This window comes from Aeromonas sp. ASNIH8 (genome assembly GCF_002919855.1).
In the GTDB taxonomy this organism is placed as follows: Bacteria; Pseudomonadota; Gammaproteobacteria; order Enterobacterales; family Aeromonadaceae; genus Aeromonas; species Aeromonas caviae.
The window spans coordinates 1-19310 of the sequence record NZ_PQLN01000082.1; the positions used below are offsets into that span (position 1 = coordinate 1).

At 55.9% G+C, this 19310-nt stretch carries 25 protein-coding genes and 1 pseudogene; 24 read left to right on the forward strand and 2 right to left on the reverse strand.

From position 1 onward, the window contains the following. The first annotated feature begins 640 nt into the window (after positions 1-640). Entirely contained in the window at positions 641-1486 is an 846-nt protein-coding gene (locus C3418_RS17925; RefSeq protein WP_052815451.1) for a hypothetical protein, read from the forward strand. After that, positions 1486-2934: a hypothetical protein gene (locus tag C3418_RS17930; RefSeq protein ID WP_052815452.1), complete on the forward strand. Its 1449-nt coding sequence runs from the start codon at positions 1486-1488 to the stop codon at positions 2932-2934. The genes C3418_RS17925 and C3418_RS17930 overlap by 1 nt, the downstream gene beginning before the upstream one ends. Positions 2935-2967: 33 nt before the next feature. Here C3418_RS17930 and C3418_RS17935 read toward each other — a convergent pair whose 3' ends face one another. Then, entirely contained in the window at positions 2968-3558 is a 591-nt protein-coding gene (locus C3418_RS17935) for a hypothetical protein (RefSeq protein ID WP_052815453.1), read from the reverse strand. A gap of 14 nt (positions 3559-3572) precedes the next feature. Then, entirely contained in the window at positions 3573-4436 is an 864-nt protein-coding gene (locus C3418_RS17940) for a hypothetical protein (RefSeq protein WP_146054125.1), read from the reverse strand. On the opposite strand from C3418_RS17940, the gene C3418_RS17945 reads away from it, so the two are divergent. The 22 genes and pseudogenes from C3418_RS17945 to C3418_RS18055 form a co-directional block, all read left to right on the forward strand. Then, entirely contained in the window at positions 4428-5378 is a 951-nt protein-coding gene (locus C3418_RS17945; RefSeq protein ID WP_052815455.1) for a DUF932 domain-containing protein, read from the forward strand. The two genes, C3418_RS17940 and C3418_RS17945, sit on opposite strands and share 9 nt — an antisense overlap. Before the next feature lie 47 nt (positions 5379-5425). Continuing rightward, on the forward strand, positions 5426-5776 hold the full coding sequence (locus C3418_RS17950) for a type II toxin-antitoxin system RelE/ParE family toxin (protein WP_103828992.1): 351 nt from the start codon (positions 5426-5428) through the stop codon (positions 5774-5776). Then, on the forward strand, positions 5776-6078 hold the full coding sequence (locus C3418_RS17955) for a helix-turn-helix domain-containing protein (protein ID WP_042046566.1): 303 nt from the start codon (positions 5776-5778) through the stop codon (positions 6076-6078). The genes C3418_RS17950 and C3418_RS17955 overlap by 1 nt, the downstream gene beginning before the upstream one ends. Before the next feature lie 176 nt (positions 6079-6254). Then, positions 6255-7247, forward strand: a complete 993-nt coding sequence (locus C3418_RS17960) for a YqaJ viral recombinase family protein (protein ID WP_042046565.1) — start codon at positions 6255-6257, stop codon at positions 7245-7247. A 5-nt stretch (positions 7248-7252) separates the two neighbouring features. Beyond that, a complete protein-coding gene (locus tag C3418_RS17965; RefSeq protein WP_103859007.1) occupies positions 7253-8191 on the forward strand; it encodes a hypothetical protein in 939 nt (312 codons plus the stop codon). A 211-nt stretch (positions 8192-8402) separates the two neighbouring features. Continuing rightward, positions 8403-8963, forward strand: a complete 561-nt coding sequence (locus C3418_RS17975) for a lecithin retinol acyltransferase family protein (RefSeq protein ID WP_103859008.1) — start codon at positions 8403-8405, stop codon at positions 8961-8963. Between the two features lie 38 nt (positions 8964-9001). Further along, complete coding sequence (locus C3418_RS17980; protein WP_103859009.1) at positions 9002-9427, forward strand: DUF2787 domain-containing protein; 426 nt, start codon at positions 9002-9004, stop codon at positions 9425-9427. A gap of 9 nt (positions 9428-9436) precedes the next feature. Then, the gene (locus C3418_RS17985; RefSeq protein ID WP_103859010.1) at positions 9437-9865 is read left to right on the forward strand and encodes a hypothetical protein; all 429 of its coding nucleotides are present in this window, start codon (positions 9437-9439) and stop codon (positions 9863-9865) included. Continuing rightward, positions 9840-9986 carry a hypothetical protein gene (locus tag C3418_RS24830; RefSeq protein WP_258040126.1) on the forward strand — a complete coding sequence of 49 codons (147 nt, stop codon included), beginning with the start codon at positions 9840-9842 and terminating at the stop codon, positions 9984-9986. Before C3418_RS17985 ends, C3418_RS24830 begins: the two co-directional genes overlap by 26 nt. A gap of 252 nt (positions 9987-10238) precedes the next feature. Then, entirely contained in the window at positions 10239-10736 is a 498-nt protein-coding gene (gene radC, locus C3418_RS17995) for a DNA repair protein RadC (RefSeq protein WP_042045083.1), read from the forward strand. After that, positions 10733-10924, forward strand: a complete 192-nt coding sequence (locus C3418_RS18000; RefSeq protein WP_029303518.1) for a hypothetical protein — start codon at positions 10733-10735, stop codon at positions 10922-10924. The genes radC and C3418_RS18000 overlap by 4 nt, the downstream gene beginning before the upstream one ends. 24 nt (positions 10925-10948) lie before the next feature. After that, positions 10949-11287, forward strand: coding sequence for a hypothetical protein (locus tag C3418_RS18005; protein WP_181023123.1), 339 nt, complete (start codon positions 10949-10951; stop codon positions 11285-11287). A 116-nt stretch (positions 11288-11403) separates the two neighbouring features. Beyond that, a complete protein-coding gene (locus tag C3418_RS18010) occupies positions 11404-11913 on the forward strand; it encodes a hypothetical protein (RefSeq protein WP_043852032.1) in 510 nt (169 codons plus the stop codon). Beyond that, positions 11910-12125 carry a hypothetical protein gene (locus C3418_RS18015; RefSeq protein WP_043852031.1) on the forward strand — a complete coding sequence of 72 codons (216 nt, stop codon included), beginning with the start codon at positions 11910-11912 and terminating at the stop codon, positions 12123-12125. Before C3418_RS18010 ends, C3418_RS18015 begins: the two co-directional genes overlap by 4 nt. Beyond that, positions 12122-12484, forward strand: a complete 363-nt coding sequence (locus C3418_RS18020) for a hypothetical protein (RefSeq protein WP_052815460.1) — start codon at positions 12122-12124, stop codon at positions 12482-12484. The genes C3418_RS18015 and C3418_RS18020 overlap by 4 nt, the downstream gene beginning before the upstream one ends. Before the next feature lie 81 nt (positions 12485-12565). Beyond that, entirely contained in the window at positions 12566-13108 is a 543-nt protein-coding gene (locus C3418_RS18025; RefSeq protein WP_103859011.1) for a hypothetical protein, read from the forward strand. A 1-nt stretch (position 13109) separates the two neighbouring features. Next, positions 13110-13457: a hypothetical protein gene (locus C3418_RS18030; RefSeq protein WP_103859012.1), complete on the forward strand. Its 348-nt coding sequence runs from the start codon at positions 13110-13112 to the stop codon at positions 13455-13457. 93 nt (positions 13458-13550) lie between these two features. After that, the gene (locus tag C3418_RS18035; protein WP_258040128.1) at positions 13551-13868 is read left to right on the forward strand and encodes a hypothetical protein; all 318 of its coding nucleotides are present in this window, start codon (positions 13551-13553) and stop codon (positions 13866-13868) included. A 2-nt stretch (positions 13869-13870) separates the two neighbouring features. Further along, entirely contained in the window at positions 13871-14275 is a 405-nt protein-coding gene (locus C3418_RS18040) for a type IV toxin-antitoxin system YeeU family antitoxin (RefSeq protein WP_099994251.1), read from the forward strand. A 434-nt stretch (positions 14276-14709) separates the two neighbouring features. Next, positions 14710-16560: a class I SAM-dependent DNA methyltransferase gene (locus tag C3418_RS18045; RefSeq protein ID WP_103859013.1), complete on the forward strand. Its 1851-nt coding sequence runs from the start codon at positions 14710-14712 to the stop codon at positions 16558-16560. Then, positions 16550-17857 (forward strand): restriction endonuclease subunit S, encoded by a 1308-nt coding sequence (locus C3418_RS18050; RefSeq protein ID WP_103859014.1) that lies wholly within the window; start codon positions 16550-16552, stop codon positions 17855-17857. Before C3418_RS18045 ends, C3418_RS18050 begins: the two co-directional genes overlap by 11 nt. Next, positions 17854-19310: pseudogene (locus C3418_RS18055) on the forward strand (hypothetical protein); the annotation flags it as partial. The gene C3418_RS18050 and the pseudogene C3418_RS18055, both read left to right, overlap by 4 nt.

Genomic DNA, 19310 nt, shown 5'->3' on the forward strand with positions numbered 1-19310 from the left:
TTTTGTGAATGCGGCGCCGTTGTGGTCGTGGCAGGGGTGGTAGGATAGGCATCAACTCAGTCCTTTTGGTGTGGCTTGTTTTGTTTCGCGCCTAATGAGATCGCACAAACTGGACTGAGTTCCCTTCCTCCTGTGATCTACTATTCGAAACAGCTATTTATCTCATTGGGGCGATTGCTGGGGGAGCAGTGGGAGACCATCACCGATGGGCAGGGGAACTATTACAACTGCAATAGCAGGCGAGTCCAGTACCAAGAATGGGGGACCGATGGGATTGGTATGGTGCATTACGCAGATACCGGCAAACAGGATCTACTACTGAGTGCTCTTGGTTATCTGACCAAACCCGATGAGCAGATATTGGCTACCCTCCCAGCAGGTCGCCGAACCTTTGGTCGCATGGAGATCTCGGTAGCCCGTCCTCGCGGGGGGAGGCCACGGAGCGTGAGCTATGGAACTGGGGCTATTCAGTTGGCCAACTGATACAGCCCTCAAGGAATCTTGGATTCAGATTGCACTGAGAATGGTGGGAATGTGATGTTTCGCACCCTATAACTGCATGATATTCAATAATCTGGAAGTGATCGCCGACGGAGATAGTTGGGCGACTTTAAAAATGGTTAATAACAATGGAGGTTACATGTTCCTAAACGCTGAACGGAAAAAAGCACTGCAAGACCTTGAAACTGCTGAAACGCGCTGCAAAGCCTACGTTGTGCTGGCCCAGCGAGAGATCACTGCTCTCTATGAGTGGCGCGCCAAATGCAGTAAAGAGTTGATCACTCGAGTTGAGAGTTATATCAACAGAATGAAGAATACCCCCATCGAATTCGATAAATCATTTGCAGAATTCAAAGCTGAAATCGTTGAGTTTGATGACGTCGTCGAAAAGCTTGAGATGGAATATAACAAATCACATGTTGGTAAGGGTACTGCCGCTGTTGGGATTGCTGCAGGTGCTGGCTTCGCAGCTTTTGCACCCACAGCTGCTTTGGCCGTAGCAACTACATTTGGTACAGCATCTACAGGGACTGCTATCGCAACGCTAAGTGGTGCAGCGGCAACTAACGCGGCCCTGGCTTGGTTGGGAGGTGGCGCCCTTGCTGCAGGTGGTGGTGGCATGTCTGCTGGCGGAGCATTGCTGGCACTTGCTGGGCCACTGGGGTGGGGAATAGGTGCGGCTGGCATAGCTGGCGGCGCGTTACTAGCTCGTAACAAAAACAGCAAGATTATTGAAGATACTCGAAGCGAAGAGCGCAAACTACTTGCTCAATGTAGTGAGCTCAATGTTGTCCAGACCACCGTTAAAAAAATGGTTTCGCTTACCTCCGAGCATTATCACGGTACGGAAAGCATTATCGACGTGCTAAGCAAGACTGCGCCTCACGACTACAAAGACTTTGCCCCTGGCCAAAAGCAACAACTTGCCTCACTGATCAATCACATCAACTCGCTGTCTCAGCTAATCAACAAAAAGGTTAAGTAATGGTAGTGAAGCATGCTGAACCAGTGAAGGATCAAGTCACAGGAATTGTTGTTGATCAGCTTAATCAAATGAATCAACAAGCCATGAATATCCAACTTGACGCACAGCACATTGCCTTTGAGGTGGCCACTGAGCAGATGCAGAAGGTGCGGGATTTCATTGCCAATCCCAGTGGCATTCTTGGCTCGATGTCCACTAAGCATGGTGAAATTGCCGAGCAGGTCGAGGTAGGTGTGCGCAATGCTCGCCAAGCTATTGAGGAACGACTGCAAGACGAGTCATTGCTTAAAGCTACGTTCGAGGGGGTGGGTCGCACCGCCCCTGTGGACTACATGATCGATAACGTTGCTGTGCAGTCGAAATTCATAAACGGTGCCAAAGACAATCTCGATCATGTCCTCAGACACCTCGACAAGTACCCAGAATTTGGCCGCAAGGATGAGATTTATCACATACCAAAAGACCACTGGAAAACCATTCGTGATGTTCTGGATGGTAAGCCAGTTGATAACTTAAATGAAAAATCTATCAGGGCAATCCAAGAAAAAGTCGTGGCCATGGAGCAGGCCACTGGACGCTCGTTTGATGACCTAGTCCGCCCTGGAATATCCGATTATCGTGACGTGCAACTAGGGCGGATTGATGACACGCTGGATAAGTATGATCAGGAACTTGCGGATCAAAATCAGGAAAAGAAAACCGAGATTGTTGATGACCACCGGCCATCACTCCAGGGAGCTGCGAATGCTGCAATGATGGGAGCCGCAGTAGCTGGCGCAGTGACTTTGGGTACAGGGATCTACAAGAAATACCGTGAAGGAAGGAACATATTCAAAGGTGAGCTCACAAAGAACGATTGGCAAGAGCTTGGTATGGATACGGCCAATGGTGCTCTAATCGGAGGAGTGTCTGCGGGAGCAATCTACACGCTGACAAACTTTGCCGGTATGGGAGCTCCTTTTGCCAGCGCTCTGGTCACAGCGGCCAAAGGTGTTGGAAGTCTCACCCTGTCACTACAAAGGGGGGAAATTGATATAGAGCAGTTCACCGATCTGGGCATGATTGTGTGTGCAGAAGCAGCTGTTGTTGGCGCCATGACTGTAGCTGGCCAAACAGTCATCCCGATCCCAGTGCTCGGCGCTCTCATCGGTTCAATCTCAGGAAAGATGCTGGTCACTGTTGCCAAAGGTATGAGCGACAAAATGATCGCTGAAATGAATCACAAAAAAGAAGCCTTTATTAAACGGCTAAGCGAGATTGAACAACAGGCTTTGGCACGCATTATGGCTGAGTTTGACGCGCTGGGTGATTTGACAAAGGCCGCATTCAATATACAGACCAACCAACAACTCCTGCTGGCTAGCGTCGAACTGGCCAGAGCTTATGGAGTCAATGAAGCACTCATCATTGCAAGTGAGGACGAGCTCGATAGCTTCATGAATGCCTAACTAATGGGCCACCAAGAAGAGTGGCCCTATTTATTACCGTGAGGTAAGTGCCAGTTGGCTGGCAATCCAATCGTGAATCTGGCCTGGGGTAGTGATTGCGGTTTCTAGCGCAAAGCGTTTACTGCAACACTCTACCTCTGGGTATTCCTGCGCTTGGCCGGTCCAAACTTCATGATCAGCCCAGGGGTAGTCGTGCTCGATAGAGCCCCAGTTATACATGGCATGCTTGGTAAAGCGATATAGATGTACCTCGAGTGAAGAACTGCCGGTGTGAGGGTCGTAATCTATCACCTCTGGTGCCGCTTCGATGAATGCATCATCAATGTTCAAGCGAAAGTAGAGTGCAATATCCCCTTTCTGAGAATTTTCAGATCCACGACTAAGTTGGTAGCAGTAATAAGATTGGAAAAGCGGCAAGAAACTCCAAGGCGCGCGAGAAGAAGGCCTGGATGTTGCCTTACCGACACCGTCGCCCTCCAGGCTACCCCAGAAACGAAAATCGGCGTCAGCGGCTTCACCAGCCAACTTATCCAGTTGTGGCAGGATCCGTGCGTAAAAGCCTTCTATCAGACGGTGAGCGTGTCTGACTTGGGTGACCAAGGACTGTGCTTGGGATATGTCCATCAGTTATCTCCGAACTAACGCCAATGTTGAAGTTGTTCGAGACCAGCAGCGAGGTCGATAGACCTAGTCATGTCCACCATAGGCTGCCAGCTCGGGATCATCGGAGCCATGCCATACAGCTCGAATGCATTCTGCCAGTCGCGTAGGATCGCTTTATCTTGGCGTGTCGAAAAATGCGCATTCTGTCGAAGCCAGTGACGGAGAGGTTCCCATTCACAGGCTGCCATGGGCTCAAACCTTACAGGCAAGGCTGACTGTTCAAGTGCCTCTGGCCCCACATTGCCCAAAGCGATAAAGTAAATCTTCTCGTACTCGGCATACGCCTCATTACGCTTCACTGCCTCAATTTGATTCAGCCACTGCATGCGAGACTGCGTACCACCAAACGGGGGTTTTACCTCAATGACGAACAGTTCTTGTTCAAAGTGCAGAACAACATCGGGCTCAACTTTATTTCCACTGGAATTCTCCAAATACGGCCATAACTCCAGTTCTTCAAAACCAGATAGCTCAACTGGTCGCCCAACCATAAACCCCAATAAAGCAGAGAGAGCACCATCGGAGAGATAGGGAACACGGCCAAAAAATGTGGCGGTGAGCAGATCCTCACTACGCTGAAACGCCTCACGCCAACTTACTGACTCCCCTTCCAACCCAATGCGACCCGCTTTGCTGCTTAAGATTGCCTGTAGCATCCGTCCTCCAGGATTCAAAAGAACATAAGCATCTATCGTACTACCAGTCGAAGTTAATAATTGCCAAATGGGGCACAATTTGGCCCTGAATGAAAAGAATCTCAGATATATATCATCTCCATGAACCTCGACCGGGGCTGCCTTTGCAGCCCCTTTTTCATTGGAGATTTTTATATGGCTCATCTCATCGACACCATGGCCTACACCGGCCAGACGCCTTGGCATGGCCTCGGCAATCTGTTACCCGCACAGCAATCGCTCGATATCTGGCTACAAGCTGCCGGGATGGATTGGACCATCGAGCAGAGCGACGTGATGTTTAACGTGGCTTCCGATGCCCTGCATATCCGCCCCTACAGCGATAGCAAGGTGCTCTACCGCTCCGATACCCTGACACCGCTCTCGGTAGTCTCCCAGCGCTATAACGTGGTGCAGCCCCACGAGGTGTTGCACTTTTATCAGGATCTAGTGGAAGCTGGCGGCTTTGAATTGGAAACCGCAGGCTCACTCAAAGGCGGTCGCAAGCTGTGGGCGCTGGCCCGTACCGGCCAGGACATGAAACTCAAGGGCGGGGATGTGGTGAAGTCTTACCTGCTGCTCGCCACCAGTTGCGATGGCACCCTCTGCACCACGGCGCAGTTCACTTCCCTGCGAGTGGTCTGCAACAACACCTTACAGATGGCGCTGCGTGACAGCAGCGGGGCCATCAAGGTCCCCCATTCGACCCAGTTCGATGCGACAGCAGTAAAAGAGTCGCTGGGACTCGGACTCTCTCATTGGGATGAGTTCAAAGCCCAGACCAAGGCATTAGCGCAACGCCCGGTCGCTCCTGAAGAGGCCCTGCGCTTCTTTAGTGACCTGCTGACCCAACCGTTGGATGACGAGAACATCATCCTCACCCGCCCAGTACAACGCCTGCACGAGCTCTATCAGGGCGCCGGGATGGGGTCTGATTTATCGAGCTCCTGCAATACTGCCTGGGGGCTGGTCAATGCGGTGACCGAGTACGTGGATCACCATCGCCGTGCTCGCAGTCAGGATCACCGGCTCGACTCCGCCTGGTTCGGACAAGGGGCGCAACTGAAAATCCAGGCGTTAAACCGGGCCCTCAACCTGTTGCAGTGATGGCCGTATCCATCTAAGATATAAACTAAAGATTATATTGGTGCGCTATGTGGACAGTAAAAACGACCGAGCTGTTTAATGCTTGGTTTGATGTGCAAGATGAAGCGACGCAGGAGAAAGTCTTGGCTGGGCTACTCGCCTTGGCACAAGGTGGCCCATCGGTAGGGCGTCCCCTGGTCGATACCATCAAGGGCTCGCGTTTTACAAACTTAAAAGAGCTGAGGGTGCAGCATCAGGGAGAGCCGCTACGTGCATTCTTTGCCTTTGACCCGCTGCGACAAGCCATCGTGCTTTGTGCTGGCAAAAAGGGCGGGAACGAGAAGCGGTTTTACAAAGAGATGCTGCCGTTGGCTGAGGCACAGTACGCCAGGCATCTGGCTGAGTTGGAGGAAAAGTAATGGGAAGAACACTTGACGATTTGCTGGCCTCCCGTTCAGAAGAGAGTCGGCAACGCATCCAGGAAATGGCAACCGAGCTGTTGCTGGAGGTGCGTATACAGGCGCTGCGCGAAGAGCTGGAGGTGTCGCAGGTTGAGTTGGCTAAGGCACTCGGTGTCAGTCAGCCTGCCGTCGTGGCGATGGAGCAGCGTGGCAGTGATATCAAGCTCTCCACCATGAAACGCTATGTTGAAGCGATGGGCGGCAAGCTGCGTGTAGATGTGGAATTGCCTACCGGCCGACACATCGGGTTCAACGTCTGACGCCGTTGCGACGACCCGTTAACAGACATCTAGCGATTTAGCTCACCCATCAACACCCCATCCTGAGGCTGCAAATGCAGCCTATTTTCATTCCACCAGAAAGCAAAAATCCCCTCACCCGGACTGGCGTAAGCCAATCCGGGCGGGAGCATTTATGCCGTCAAGCAGGAGTCACGATGAAAGCAAAAGCCAAATACGGTCAGGCCATTCGTTTAGCCTCGACCTCCGACCTCCCTCGCGAACAGTGGCTGGCGATCCGCAAGCTGGGGATCGGCTCGTCCGATGCCGCCGTGGCGGTGGGCCTCTCACCCTATAAATGCCCGCTGTCGCTATGGCTGGAGAAAACCGGTCGCAAGGAGCCGGAAGATATCTCCCACAAGGAAGCGGTGCTGTGGGGTATCGAGCTCGAACCGGTCTTGGCGCAGGTCTACGCCAAGCGAACCGGTTACCGGGTACGCCGGGTCAATGCCGTACTACAGCACCCCGAACACACCTTTATGCTCGCCAATCTCGACCGGGAGGTGGTGGGTCACCCCGACGGCCCCGGCATCCTCGAAATCAAGACCGCCAGCTATCACAGTGCCCCGCAGTGGGAGGAAGGTGTGCCGGTCGCCTACCAGTGTCAGGTACTTCATCAGCTCGCCGTCACCGGCCATGCCTGGGCGGAGGTAGCTGTGCTGATCGGGGGTCAGGATTTTCGGATTTATCGCATCGAGCGCGACGAGGAGAAGGTCCGGGATCTCACCGAGCGTGAAGCACAGTTCTGGCATCAGGTCACCAGCAACCAGCAGCCCGAGCCCGATGGCTCTGAGGATGCAGGCTCGGCGTTGGCTTGGCTATTTCCCCGCGATGACGGAGAGACCGTCGATCTCTCCGATTCCCCCGAGTTCAACCAGCTGTTCGGGGAGTTACTGCATCTGCGCGAGCACAAGGAGGAAGTGGAGCTACGCGAGTCGCAGATCAAGCAGCGGCTACAGGCCACGCTGGGCGAGGCCACGGCAGGGCTCTTCGCCGACGGCAAGATCACTTGGAAACGCAGCAAGGATCGGCTGGCGCCGGACTTGGAACGGCTCGGGCAGGATCATCCCGACCTGCTCAGCCACTACGTCAAACCGGTGCCCGGCTCACGCCGTTTCACCATTCAGGCCACTCATGCTGGCAGGAGTTAAACACCATGATCAAAGGACTGGCAATTACCCCGCCCGTGATCGGGCGGATCTGTATCGGCAGGCTGGTACAGAAAGACGGGAAATGGGTGCCGGAGAAGGATGACAGTTTCACCCTCACCACCCAGGTGCAGCAGAAAGGGGGATGGTTACTCCATCCCTTGCATCAGCAGTTCGCTCAAGGGCATGAGCAGGCCAAGATCCGCGCCATCCCGGTACGTGTGCTGTTCAATGACAGCGATCTGAACCTGCGGGCAGAGTACAGCGCCTTTGACCGCCAGACTGGGCGACCGCTCTGTGTCGGCAATGGAGAGATGGCAAAACGGGTGGGGGCACAAGGGATGGAGGAGGTCAGTTGCCCCGGTCCAGAGCGCTGTCCCTACGGCCAGCAACAGGGCTGTAAGTTGTACGGACGACTGAGCCTATTTGTGGAGGGACAGGGGGATGAACTCGGCAGCTTTATCTTTCGTACCACCGGCTATAACTCGGTACGAACCCTGGCGGCACGGCTCAAGTATTTCGAGGCAGTGAGCGGTGGATTGACCCGCTATCTGCCACTGACCTTGAGGTTGCGGGCCAAGAGCACCACCCAGTCCTACCGTACCCCGGTCTACTACGTGGACTTGACGCTGCGTGACGAACTGACCCTGACCGAGGCAGTCGGTCAGGCACGGCAGGAAGCGATGCAGGATGATGAAGCTGGGCTGACGATTAGCGAAATGGAAGCCGTGGCGCGGGCGCTACTGCGCAATGGTCAGTTCGAGGAGGTGGATGAAGAGGTGCCAATGCTGCTGGAGGAGTTTTACCCCCAGGTGGAGGAAGGGGAACATTCGACTGCCGAACCGGCTCTGCAAGCGGAGACCAGACCACGGGGAACGCGAACTCGGGCATCCCCGTTAACCAACAAATTGGGTAAAGGCGCGGCACCGGCACCCGGTGCGCTCTAACTCAGGATCTGGCCAGACGCTCGACCAATCGCTCAAACGTCTCCAGCGGCAATGCCCGGTCGGCACTGTCCAGTCGGGCTAGCTTCTGCCCCAAGACTGTACCCTGCTCGGTTGGGCGCGGGCGGGTCTCATACATCTTTTCACACCGACTCCAGGGCACCCATTAGGTGCCCTGTTGCGTTTATATGCCTGACCACAAGGAGTTAACTTCATGTCTCGATTCACCCCAGGCGATCATTTGGTGACCGTTCGCCTCGGTTATACCCACCACGGCCTCTATGTCGGGGGCAACCATGTCATCCACTATCAGGGGCCTAATCTCGGCCTACCCGGTGAAATAGTGATGACTTCTCTGGATGCGTTTTCCGATGGTAAGCCGGTCTGGTGCAAATTTTGCCCTGTTAGGCGGTATGACCGAAAGGAGAGCCTCGAACGTGCCCGCACACGGCTGGGCGAACACCGTTACGATGTGTTGTTCAGTAACTGTGAACACTTCGTGATGTGGTGCATCCACGGTATCCACCACTCGACACAGATCAGCCAAGTAGCAACCGCGGTGGCGAAAGCAGCCCTCCGTACTCAGCAGACCACCATCATTCCCCCAGCTATGATCGTGTTGAGCCGCGAGCGCACAACGTCTGATTGCATGACGCTCGCCACCTCTGCTATCACCCTGACCACTCTTGCGACATCGCCAAGCTGGGTTCCCCTGACAACTGGCGTATTAGCCGCTCACGCAGTAAGCCGCCTCTGGTCCTGGCTCACCGACTGATCCACTACCGCTACCTCACACTTTCAAGGAACACTACCATGACGATTCCCTTTCACCGGGACGGCTTTGCCCTGCCTGCTTGTCAGGCTTTGCTGGCCCTGCTCAGCCAAGAAGCCGAACATACCGATCTCGATCTGGGGCGCTGCACCCAGCTAACCTTCAACTTCCGCAATCCCGGCTACAGTGTCGAACAAGGTGGCGTGCACCCGGTCGAGATCCGCCTGATCCGTGGGCTAGATGGCTGGCTGTTCGATTACGTCACCGACTTCAGCTACCAGGGGCTCGGCCATGATGCCGAGCTCTGCAAGGAGATCGACTTCAACTTCCTCGATGGGGAACACACCATGTTGGGCTGGGGACCGCTGCGGCTGGCCGAAGCGCGGGAATTGTTCGATATCTGGCAAAGCAACTTCATTGCCTACTGCCGGTTGGAATGCTTCAGCGTCACGGTCGCAGGAGATTAGGAGGTCACGATGACCCAAGAATTAGCTCTATCCCACTACTCACGTCAGTGGTTGGGCCTGGTCGCGGCCAAAGCCAAACTGCAGCCGACTCACCAGGGCGAGCGCTGGTTGCTGCATCTGACTCCTGGTAGCCCAAACGCTCGCACCGTTACACTGCACCTGCGCTGGTATGGGGGGCAGTGGCAACTGCTCTCCCTCACCAATGCCGAGGACTGGCGCACCATGAGCCAGCCGATAGATGAAATTTGCGTGGACCCCACTCGTCACTGTTTTTGGCGCAGCCAGGCAGGACCGGTTTCTCTCACCGAGCAACCCCGTGTGTTGGCAAGTTTCCTGGCTGACCTGCAGCGTACCTGCACTAATCACGGTTATCGCGTGGAGAGTGACCCCTTACCGCAAGAGGAGACACACGATGTCCAAACAACCGATAACCGTTGAGCTGGAAGCCATCAATCGAGAGGGGGAAACTCAGGTGGTGCGTGACAGTGGCCTGACCGTGCAGGACTACAGCGTCTACCTGCGGGCTGTGGAGGGCAGTGGGTTGGCGCTGGCCACCTAGGTAGCTGACTACGACACCATAGGACCGGCCTACCAACTGGCGGAACGGCTGAGCGTTGCGCTCGCTATCCTACTCAACGTACTGGTCCCCGGACCGCTGATGCCGGTGAAGCGCGCCCCTACAGCCGGAACAGGAGCAGAAGCCGCCACCAAGGCCAACTGAACACCCCTCACAGTGAACCAACAACCGCTCTACCTTTAACCCTGACATGCTTTATGTGTGCCGGGTTTTTGTTTATTTGGAGAACCCCATATGCGTTACCACAAACTCAAAGCCGGGGAATGCCCCGGCACCTATGTCGTCACCGAACCCGTGACCGAGCAAGACCTGTTGCGTATCGCCAATCAGATTGCTCGCAAGCGTCTTGCCAAAGGCTCCGCCATCACCAGTACCACAGAGGCCGCTGAGCGGCTGCAGACCCTGCTGCAGGACCGGGAGCACGAAGTGTTTGGTGCACTGTTCCTCGACTCCCAACATCGTGTACTGGCCTTTGAGGAGCTGTTTCGCGGCACCTTGGACAGCGCCAGTATCTACCCACGGGAAGTGGTCAAGCGGGCCATACTGCTCAACAGTGGTGCCATCATCGCGGTGCACAATCACCCCAGCGGTGACCCGGAACCCAGTCAATCTGACAGGGTCTTTACCCAGGCCCTCAAAGAAGCCTTGGCGCTGGTCGATGTGCGATTGCTTGACCATCTGGTGGTCGGTGCTGAGGGCTTAGTCTCGATGGCCGAAAGAGGTCAGCTATGAACCAGACCCCAGGCAAAACCCACCTCACCGCCCTCGATATCCTCATCGAGTTGCGCTGTTGGCTGGCAGACAACGTCGAGATGCAGACCGAGCCCGCCATCGTGGCTCACCTGCCTAACGGCTCCCCGCTCACCCAGGCCGATAGTATCGAGGCTATTGATGCGCTGCTGCATCAGCTGCGCCATTAGTCCGTTCCAAAAGAGAAATGAGCGATGCGATTACCTAACCCCTATTCCCTTGAGGAAACCCTGAGCAAGCTGCGCCATCGTCTGGCTACTGCCTGCAACGAGGAGGCGCTGGCATTACTGGAAAAAGCCGTCACCAAGGCGCGTGATGACGAGGGTTATGCCAGGCAGCTTGAAGAGGCCTTGCTGCGGGGATCCACCATCGAGATCCGCGAATGCCTCAGCTGCTTTGGCGACTACTTCGAGCGCTCCCGAGACGCACCGCCCTATTACCTGCATCACGATGCCGTCAACGGCATTGATTGTGCGCTCTACGCCATCCTGTTTGATGCGGCTTACCCAGACGCAGAGCAGGCGCACGAATAACGCCAGCATCCCCAAACCCGGATCATCCGCGCCAACACCATGATCCGGATATTCCGATCCCCCCAGCAAGGCCACCTCACTGCAGGTGGCCTTTTGCTTTGCAAGGAGTCATCCCCATGTCTGCTTTCATGATTGACCGCAAGGATTACCTGGCGTTTGCCGTACAGTTACACCGCTTTTGCAATGCCCCCATACCACCGCACTACACCCTTGAGTTGCTGCGCGCCCTCTGGTGGAACTCACCAATGGATGTCACCAGTACCTGGACGTGGCGGGTAGGCCGGCTGGTACGGCTAATGATGCTCGCCAATCGGCGGGCTGTCTGGCATCGCTATCAGCTTGGACATCAGCAGGACCAGAAGGAACCAAGCCAGCGCCGCTCGACCAAGCTGGGACCGGTTAAACCTGCCCATCGTTACCACCAGGCACCACTCACCGATGCCGAACTGGTAGCCCTCTACAAATTCACCTGCTGCGCCCTGTACCAATCGAGTGAATGGACCGGGAGCCCAGAGCAGGCACCTCGGTTGGTAAAGGTAATACAGCAGTTGCAGCAGGCCATGGCGCAAGACGTGCTGACCCGCCTGTCACTGTGGGAGCAAGCCCCCTGGGGGGAGATGCGATGAATCTCTCCACCACCCTGACCATGACGAGTTCACAGCCGGACAGCACAGCCGTGCTAGCCCAACGTATCGCCGAGGACATGGCACACCTGCATCACCGTCTGCGTGATGGGGCCAGTGATGGACTGGGCATCAGCATCAGTTACCTGGTCGAAAAATTTGCGGTGTTGGCAGCGGCTTACCGTGCACCTGCAGAAATGGAGAAACATCCATGATTGAGTTCAATGACAGCTTTAGCCAGGCCGCCGTGGCAGAGGCCATGTGTGCCCATCCGGGACTTGCCAAGCTCATCAGTCAGCAGTTGATGCTGCCGGGCTTTGCCTATGCCCACGATGTGGAGGGGCGACGTATTGGTGGCCCGCTGGTGGCCCCCAACCCTGTGTTGCACAAGACCACGCTCTTTGTCAGTCCACGGGATATGCGTGAGTACCTGCCACGAGAGATTAACTTCGCCCGCTTTCGCTGCGCCTGTAATGCAGCGGGTCAGCCGGTCGGTGAGTGGCAACGGGTAATTGTCGGGGCCTACGTCAACCACGGTAGTAATGACAAGCCGGATTGGAGTAGTCACACCTGAGCCACGGCCACCAGCACACACCCATGCTCCCATACAGCCCCTCACTCCGAGGGGCTGTTTGCATTTGAAGGAAGCCCAACCATGCACGACCTGCGTGATTACAAGACCCTGACCGCTCGGCAGATCACCACTGCCATCGGTCAGCTCAACCACAACACCGCGCCGAAGATAATGACCCACCTGGGATTGCGGGCCAGGCAGCCGCAACCACTCGGTAATGGCCGTAGTAGAGCCAAAGCCCTCAAGCTGCTGCGCAGAGTCAAGAAGGCCCACAAGGCGGGGCGTATCCCGTTTGAACTTACAGTGACCGGCTGCCGCATCGACCGGGGTAGCCATCAGGCTGACCGCTACTATTACGACCGAACACTGCTGGCTCAGGGCTGGCAGCAGTACGACACCGAAGAAGATGCGTGGTACTTCGGCATCTGGATTAACACAGAGAAGCTGGAGACCTTTACCTATGCCGAGGGGGATACCAGCCATGTGATTGCGCCGAACGTCGAGGCGTTTCGCGCTGAATTGGCGCGGCTCTACCAGTACCACCCGCAAGCCCCGGCATTTATCAGCATCGACCCGGAAGCGGGCGTTGTGACCCACCACTTTGAAGCCAAACCGGAGGTGTGACATGGCGAAAAACATCACCATCCGGGTGCCCGGCAAACATCCGCAAACCGGCGAGCTCACCACCTTCGAACTCAAGGGCCAGCGCATGGATATCGACATCGGTAGCCAAGCCGTGCCCTTCCTCATTCACGGGAGGGGCATCGGCACCTCACTCACCCACATCCCGAGCGGCTATCGCATCGCGCTGCTCGGCAGTTGGCTCACTGCGCGTTACGCAATCCCTGAGAATAAGCCCAGCAGAACAGCCTGCGCCCAGATGGCCATAGACCGGCTGGTGGCCCAGTACGGCTCACGGCACCTGCTGGACCGGCTCAATTGCAAGCCGGTTATCAACGAGGCGACTGACTGAGCTCGTTGACGCACCACTGTCTCGCTCATCAACAAACAACATAAATGGCCAGCCCTCACAGGCTGGCCCTTTGCATCACTGGAATCACCTAACATGATGACCCGTCTTATCACCGCGCTCGAGGTGCACCACTATGCCCTCGAGCTCAACAAACTGCATCTACGCAACCGGCAGACGTTACCCGCTCCCGGCATCACCACTATCAAAGAGGCCAAAGCCCGCCTGTTTGGCCGCTGGCAGCCAGGGCATCAGGTGACCATCACCGTGAGCCACCCTGACTACGTCAATCTCTCCCGGCTCTATCGGGGAAGACTAGCAAACCTGACAGACCTTCCAGAACACCTGGCCAGATTGCGACAGCGCCACAACGTCCCAGGCACCCGCATAGACATTCAACTGAGGTATCGCTAATCATGACCACGACAACCACCCACACCAACAACCAACACCCCGTAGCGCCAGACCAGCCCACCCGGATTTTTGCGCAGTGGGGTTTACCTCATACCGTGACGCCACGCTTTGGTGCTCGCCTGATACAAAGTCACTACCGGCTCGATTTTCTACCCGATCGGGCCAGTCTGATCGGTGAGTGGAGTCAGATGCAGATAGCCAAGCTCGACCTGGCTTTCCCGGAGATCATCAAGGCTCTGGAAGCCAAGCTGTTGACCGGCGAGCTGGATGCCCAGCATCAGCACTGCATCACTATCCAGCACGAAGGGTTCACCTGCGAAGCCGATACCCTGGGTAGCCACGGCTATGTCTACTTGGCCATTTACTCAGCGACCAACATGGACGCCAATCCTGACCGCAAGGCGTGACCACCGCTCCGCTTGTGGTAACATTTTTGCACCTACTAGTCCGTGATTAATGGGATAGGTCGTGGGGAAGGCCAATTCATAGCCTTCCCTTTGTTTTTTGTCCGCCAACTTGAGGCGTTGACCATCTCATCTCTGCAATAACAACGATGCTCCGTGATCGCCATTATGCGTGACATTACGCATAGTGCTGCGGGGTTCATTTGTATAAACTGCCCGCCAGATAATGGATAGACGACTGACGGGCCGGATTTTTTCTCACCGATGCATCACCTTGGCTGCATCGCCTTCTGTTGACCCACCACCCTGGATAGGTCCCTGCTGCGCCCGTAAGGCTCGGCATGCGCCGTTCCGTCAGTCTGACAACTTGGCACGCATCCTCACCTTGGCTTTCGCGCTGGTGGGCTGAAGGCAACACGCATTAACCGGAGAACCCCATGACCGACCTCAACGAGCTCAGCCAGGCGCTGCTGGCCGCCGTGCCTGAAGATGGCAGCAGTATCGGCAACCAAGCCTTGATGGAAACCTTGAAAGCCCAATTCAGCGACCTGACCGATGAGGTATTTACCGCCGCACGCGAGACCCTGCTGGAACAGGGCGTACTGCGCAAGGGGCGCGGGCGGGGCGGTGCTGTGCTCCGGGTGTTGGAAGGCGAAGCCGCCGTGGCTGCACCACGCAAAGCGAAGGCCAGTGGCAGGGCTAAGCAGGCCAAGGATGAGCCGCAAGCTACCGGTATCGAGGGGCTGAAGAAGACCCTGTGGGCTGCCGCAGACAAGCTGCGTGCCGACATGGACGCCGCCGAGTACAAGCACATCGTGCTGGGCCTTATCTTCCTCAAGTACATCTCCGACTCCTTCGCCGCCCGTCGCGCCGAGCTGACCCGCCGCTTTTCCGATGAGAGCGACGAGTACTTCCTCTACGACTGTGACGATGAGCTGCTGGCCGAGGAGCTGGAAGACCGCGACTACTACCGTGAGGTGAACGCCTTCTGGGTACCGGAAGGGGCCCGTTGGGAGGGGCTGCGGGCCCATGCCAAGCAGGCCGATATCGGCAAGCGCATTGACGATGCGCTGACCCTGATCGAGCAGGAGAACCCCCGCCTCAAGGGCATCCTCGACAAGCGCTACGCCCGAGCCCAGTTGCCCGATGGCAAGCTCGGCGAGCTGGTGGATCTGGTTTCCAAGATTGGTTTTGGCAGTGATGTCGGTGAAGCTCGCGACATCCTGGGGCAGGTCTACGAGTACTTCCTTGGCGAGTTTGCCAGTGCCGAGGGCAAGAAGGGGGGCCAGTTCTACACGCCTGCCAGCATCGTCAAGACGCTGGTGGCGGTACTTGCTCCCCATCATGGTCAGGTCTACGACCCCTGCTGCGGTTCAGGCGGCATGTTTGTGCAGTCGGAGAGGTTTATCGAAGCCCATGGCGGTAAGTTGGGTGACGTCTCTATCTACGGTCAGGAGTCGAATCCGACCACTTGGCGGCTGGCGGCGATGAACCTCGCCATCCAGGGGATGGACTACAACCTCGGGCGCGAAAACGGTGATACCTTCACCCGCAATCAGCACCCTGACTTGCGTGCAGACTTTGTGCTGGCCAACCCGCCGTTCAATATCAGCGACTGGTGGCACGGTAGCCTAGAGGGGGATCCGCGCTGGGTCTACGGTACGCCGCCTGCGGGCAACGCCAACTATGCGTGGCTGCAGCATATGCTCTACCACCTCAAGCCCAATGGCCGTGCCGGTATCGTGCTGGCCAATGGCTCGATGAGCTCGAGCCAGAACAGCGAAGGTGATATTCGCCGTGCCATGGTGGAGGCGGACGTGGTGGAGTGCATGGTGGCCCTGCCGGGCCAGCTTTTCTTCAACACCCAGATCCCCGCCTGCCTCTGGTTCCTCGCAAAGAACAAGGCCGGCCGCCAGGGCGAGGTGCTGTTTATCGATGCCCGCAAGCTGGGCACCATGGTTAGCCGAGTGCAGTGTGAACTCGATGAGAGCGCGATTGCCAAGATTGCCGATACCTTCCACGCGTGGAAAGGGGACGGGGAGTGCGATCAGCCTTACGAGGATGTAGCGGGCTTCTGCCGCAGCGTAACCTTGGCCGAGATTGCCGAGCACGGCCATGTATTGACCCCCGGCCGCTATGTAGGGGCCGAAGAGGTGGAGGAGGACGATGAGGCCTTTGCCGACAAGATGGCGCGCTTGACCAAGCAACTGGGTGGCCAGATGAGCAAGGGAGCCGAGTTGGACCAGTTGATCAAACAGAAGCTGGGGGGGTTGGGATATGTGTTCTGAATGGCCGCTGATACCACTACGTGACTTTGTTGACTTGCTCGCAGGTTTTGCATTCAAGAGTACTGGTTATTCTGATGGCCAAGACGATGTTCGTTTGCTTCGTGGAGATAACATTGCGCCAGGTAGAGTGCGGTGGGATGGGGTAAAGCGATGGTCTCGTGAAAATGCTATTGGCCTTGAACGGTATGCGCTTGAGCCTGGAGATGTTGTTCTGGCGATGGATCGCCCGTGGATTCCGGCTGGCCTGAAAGTTGCTCAAGTGCAAGCTGCAGATACGCCCAGTTACCTAGTACAACGGGTTGCTCGGATCCGGCCTGCCTCAAGAGAAGATTGCAGCTTCTTGTTCGCATTATTGTCGACTCCTGAATTTGAATCGTACATTCAGAATGTGACGACCGGAACTGCAGTTCCGCATATCAGCGCAAAGCAAATACTCGATTTCGAGTTCAGGCTCCCCCCTGCGTACGTGAGAGCCAAAGTTGGGGAAATCGTTGCTGCGCTTAACGAACGTATCACTTTGTTGCGAGAGACCAACACCACGCTAGAGGCGATCGCTCAGGCGCTGTTCAAGTCGTGGTTTGTTGACTTCGACCCGGTCCATGCCCGTGCTCGTGGCGAGCAACCGGCAGGTCTGGCCCCCGAGGTCGCAGCCCTGTTCCCCGACAGCTTCGAAGAGTCAGCCCTTGGCATGGTGCCGAAGGGGTGGCAGGCTGAACCACTTGATGAAATCGCCGATTTTCTCAATGGGCTGGCATTGCAAAAATACCCACCTGAAGGTGACGAGACGCTTCCGGTCATAAAGATTGCGCAGCTCCGCAAGGGTGATACGGTGGGCGCTGACCGCGCCAGCCGCAATATTAAGCCTGAATACATCATTCAGAATGGTGATGTGCTCTTCTCATGGTCGGGAAGTCTTGAGGTTGAGGTTTGGTGTGGTGGAGAAGGCGCGTTGAATCAACATCTGTTCAAGGTTACATCGCAGCGTTTTCAGAAGTGGTTTTACCTTCGTTGGACAAAGACTCATCTAACTAACTTCAAACATATTGCCGCCAGTAAAGCCACCACGATGGGGCACATTCAACGCAAACACCTCACAGAGGCCATGGTTGTTGTCCCTTCATCCCAAGTTTTGGCTGAGGCTGACAAGATTTTCGGGCCACTTTTGGACCAATGGATCAACAACGCAGAACAAGCACAAACCCTCGCCAACTTGCGCGATACCCTGCTACCCCGTCTGATCTCCGGCCAACTGCGCTTGCCGGATGCCGAACAACAACTCAAGGACCTCGCTGTATGACGGCCGCTGTTGTAAACGCCACTGCCTTTACCAATGAACACTTCCCGCGCCTGTTGGCTCAGCTCAAGTCGATGGGCGACAGAGCCCACTTCGATAGCGAACAGAGCGAACTCTATCTCCAGTTTATCGAGCAGTTCCCGCTCGACTCGTTGCCTAACCTGACCCTTGAGCAGTACTGCGTGGGCAAGGGGGATGGCAACTCGTTCTGCTGGTGGATCGAGCGTGGTCTACAGCCCGTGCTGGCCCGCTATATGCCCGGTACCTCCAAGGGGCATCTTATCTACTTTTTGGGGAATGGGTCTGTCTACAAGAACAAACGGTTAGCGGACTTGAGTGATGAAGAGGCGTTGCGCTATACGCTCAAGGTGCAACACTGCGTGGCGGCAGCCGACCCTGATGGTGACCTGAGCTGGATAGATGATGACCAAGAGATCTATCGGCGAGCCGGGGTTGATGCACGAGTGACCATGAGTAATGGCCGAAAATTGAGGTTGGTCACCTGCTATCAGCCATCGCGTATGTTGCCAATATCTTCCCCTGGCCATCTTGGTCACTTTCTTAACGTGTTGGGGTGGCCGTCAGACGATATTCCTCCTGAAAACCAATCCATTGGGCGTATGCAGCGCCTGATGCGTTATTACGACCTGGCCCGCGAGTCGTTACCTGAATTGACCCCATATGGCTTTATGTTGGGCCTGTATGACGAGTCGTTGGGACTGGCACCGCCAAAGGCAGACAAGGATGATAGCGGGAGTGATGATGAGGATGACACCATGAGCGAAGCAAACGACAACCCGGTGATACCCAAGGCCAACGCGCCGTTGAACCAGATCCTCTTCGGCCCGCCCGGTACCGGCAAGACCTTCAGCACTATCGAGAAGGCCTTGGAGATTCTTGAGCCGACTCTGCTGGCGAAGTCTGGCGTGACCCGAACTGAGTTGAAGGCGGCGTTTGACCAGTATCAAGAGGCGGGGCAGTTGGCTTTTGTCACTTTTCATCAGAGCTTCAGTTATGAGGACTTTGTGGAAGGAATTAGGGCAGAGAGCTTGGAGGATGGTGGTCTTGAGTACAAGGTTGAGTCAGGTGTATTCACCAAGTTATGTGAGCTAGCTAACCGAGGTGTGATTGCCTTGGATGATCCGTTTGAGCGCTCTTTGCGGGAGCTGATGGCGCAGATGGAAATATCTAATGACAACTTATTGTCAATGTCTACATCGAGCGGTAAGTCGTTCAAGGCGCAATATGCCGGTGAGCTGACGTTTAAGTGTTGGCCTGCTAGTAACCCCACGTTAGAGAAACCATATCTTGCTAGTATCGAACAGGTGCCAGGGCGAGAGCGTGAACATATTGTTAAATTGATGCCAGTTCAGCTAACCCAGCATCCAGTACCTTTTCCAGATATGGGCTGCTCATGCCCGCAAATTGCTGCTTCTTCCGCAAGCTTGCCTTACGG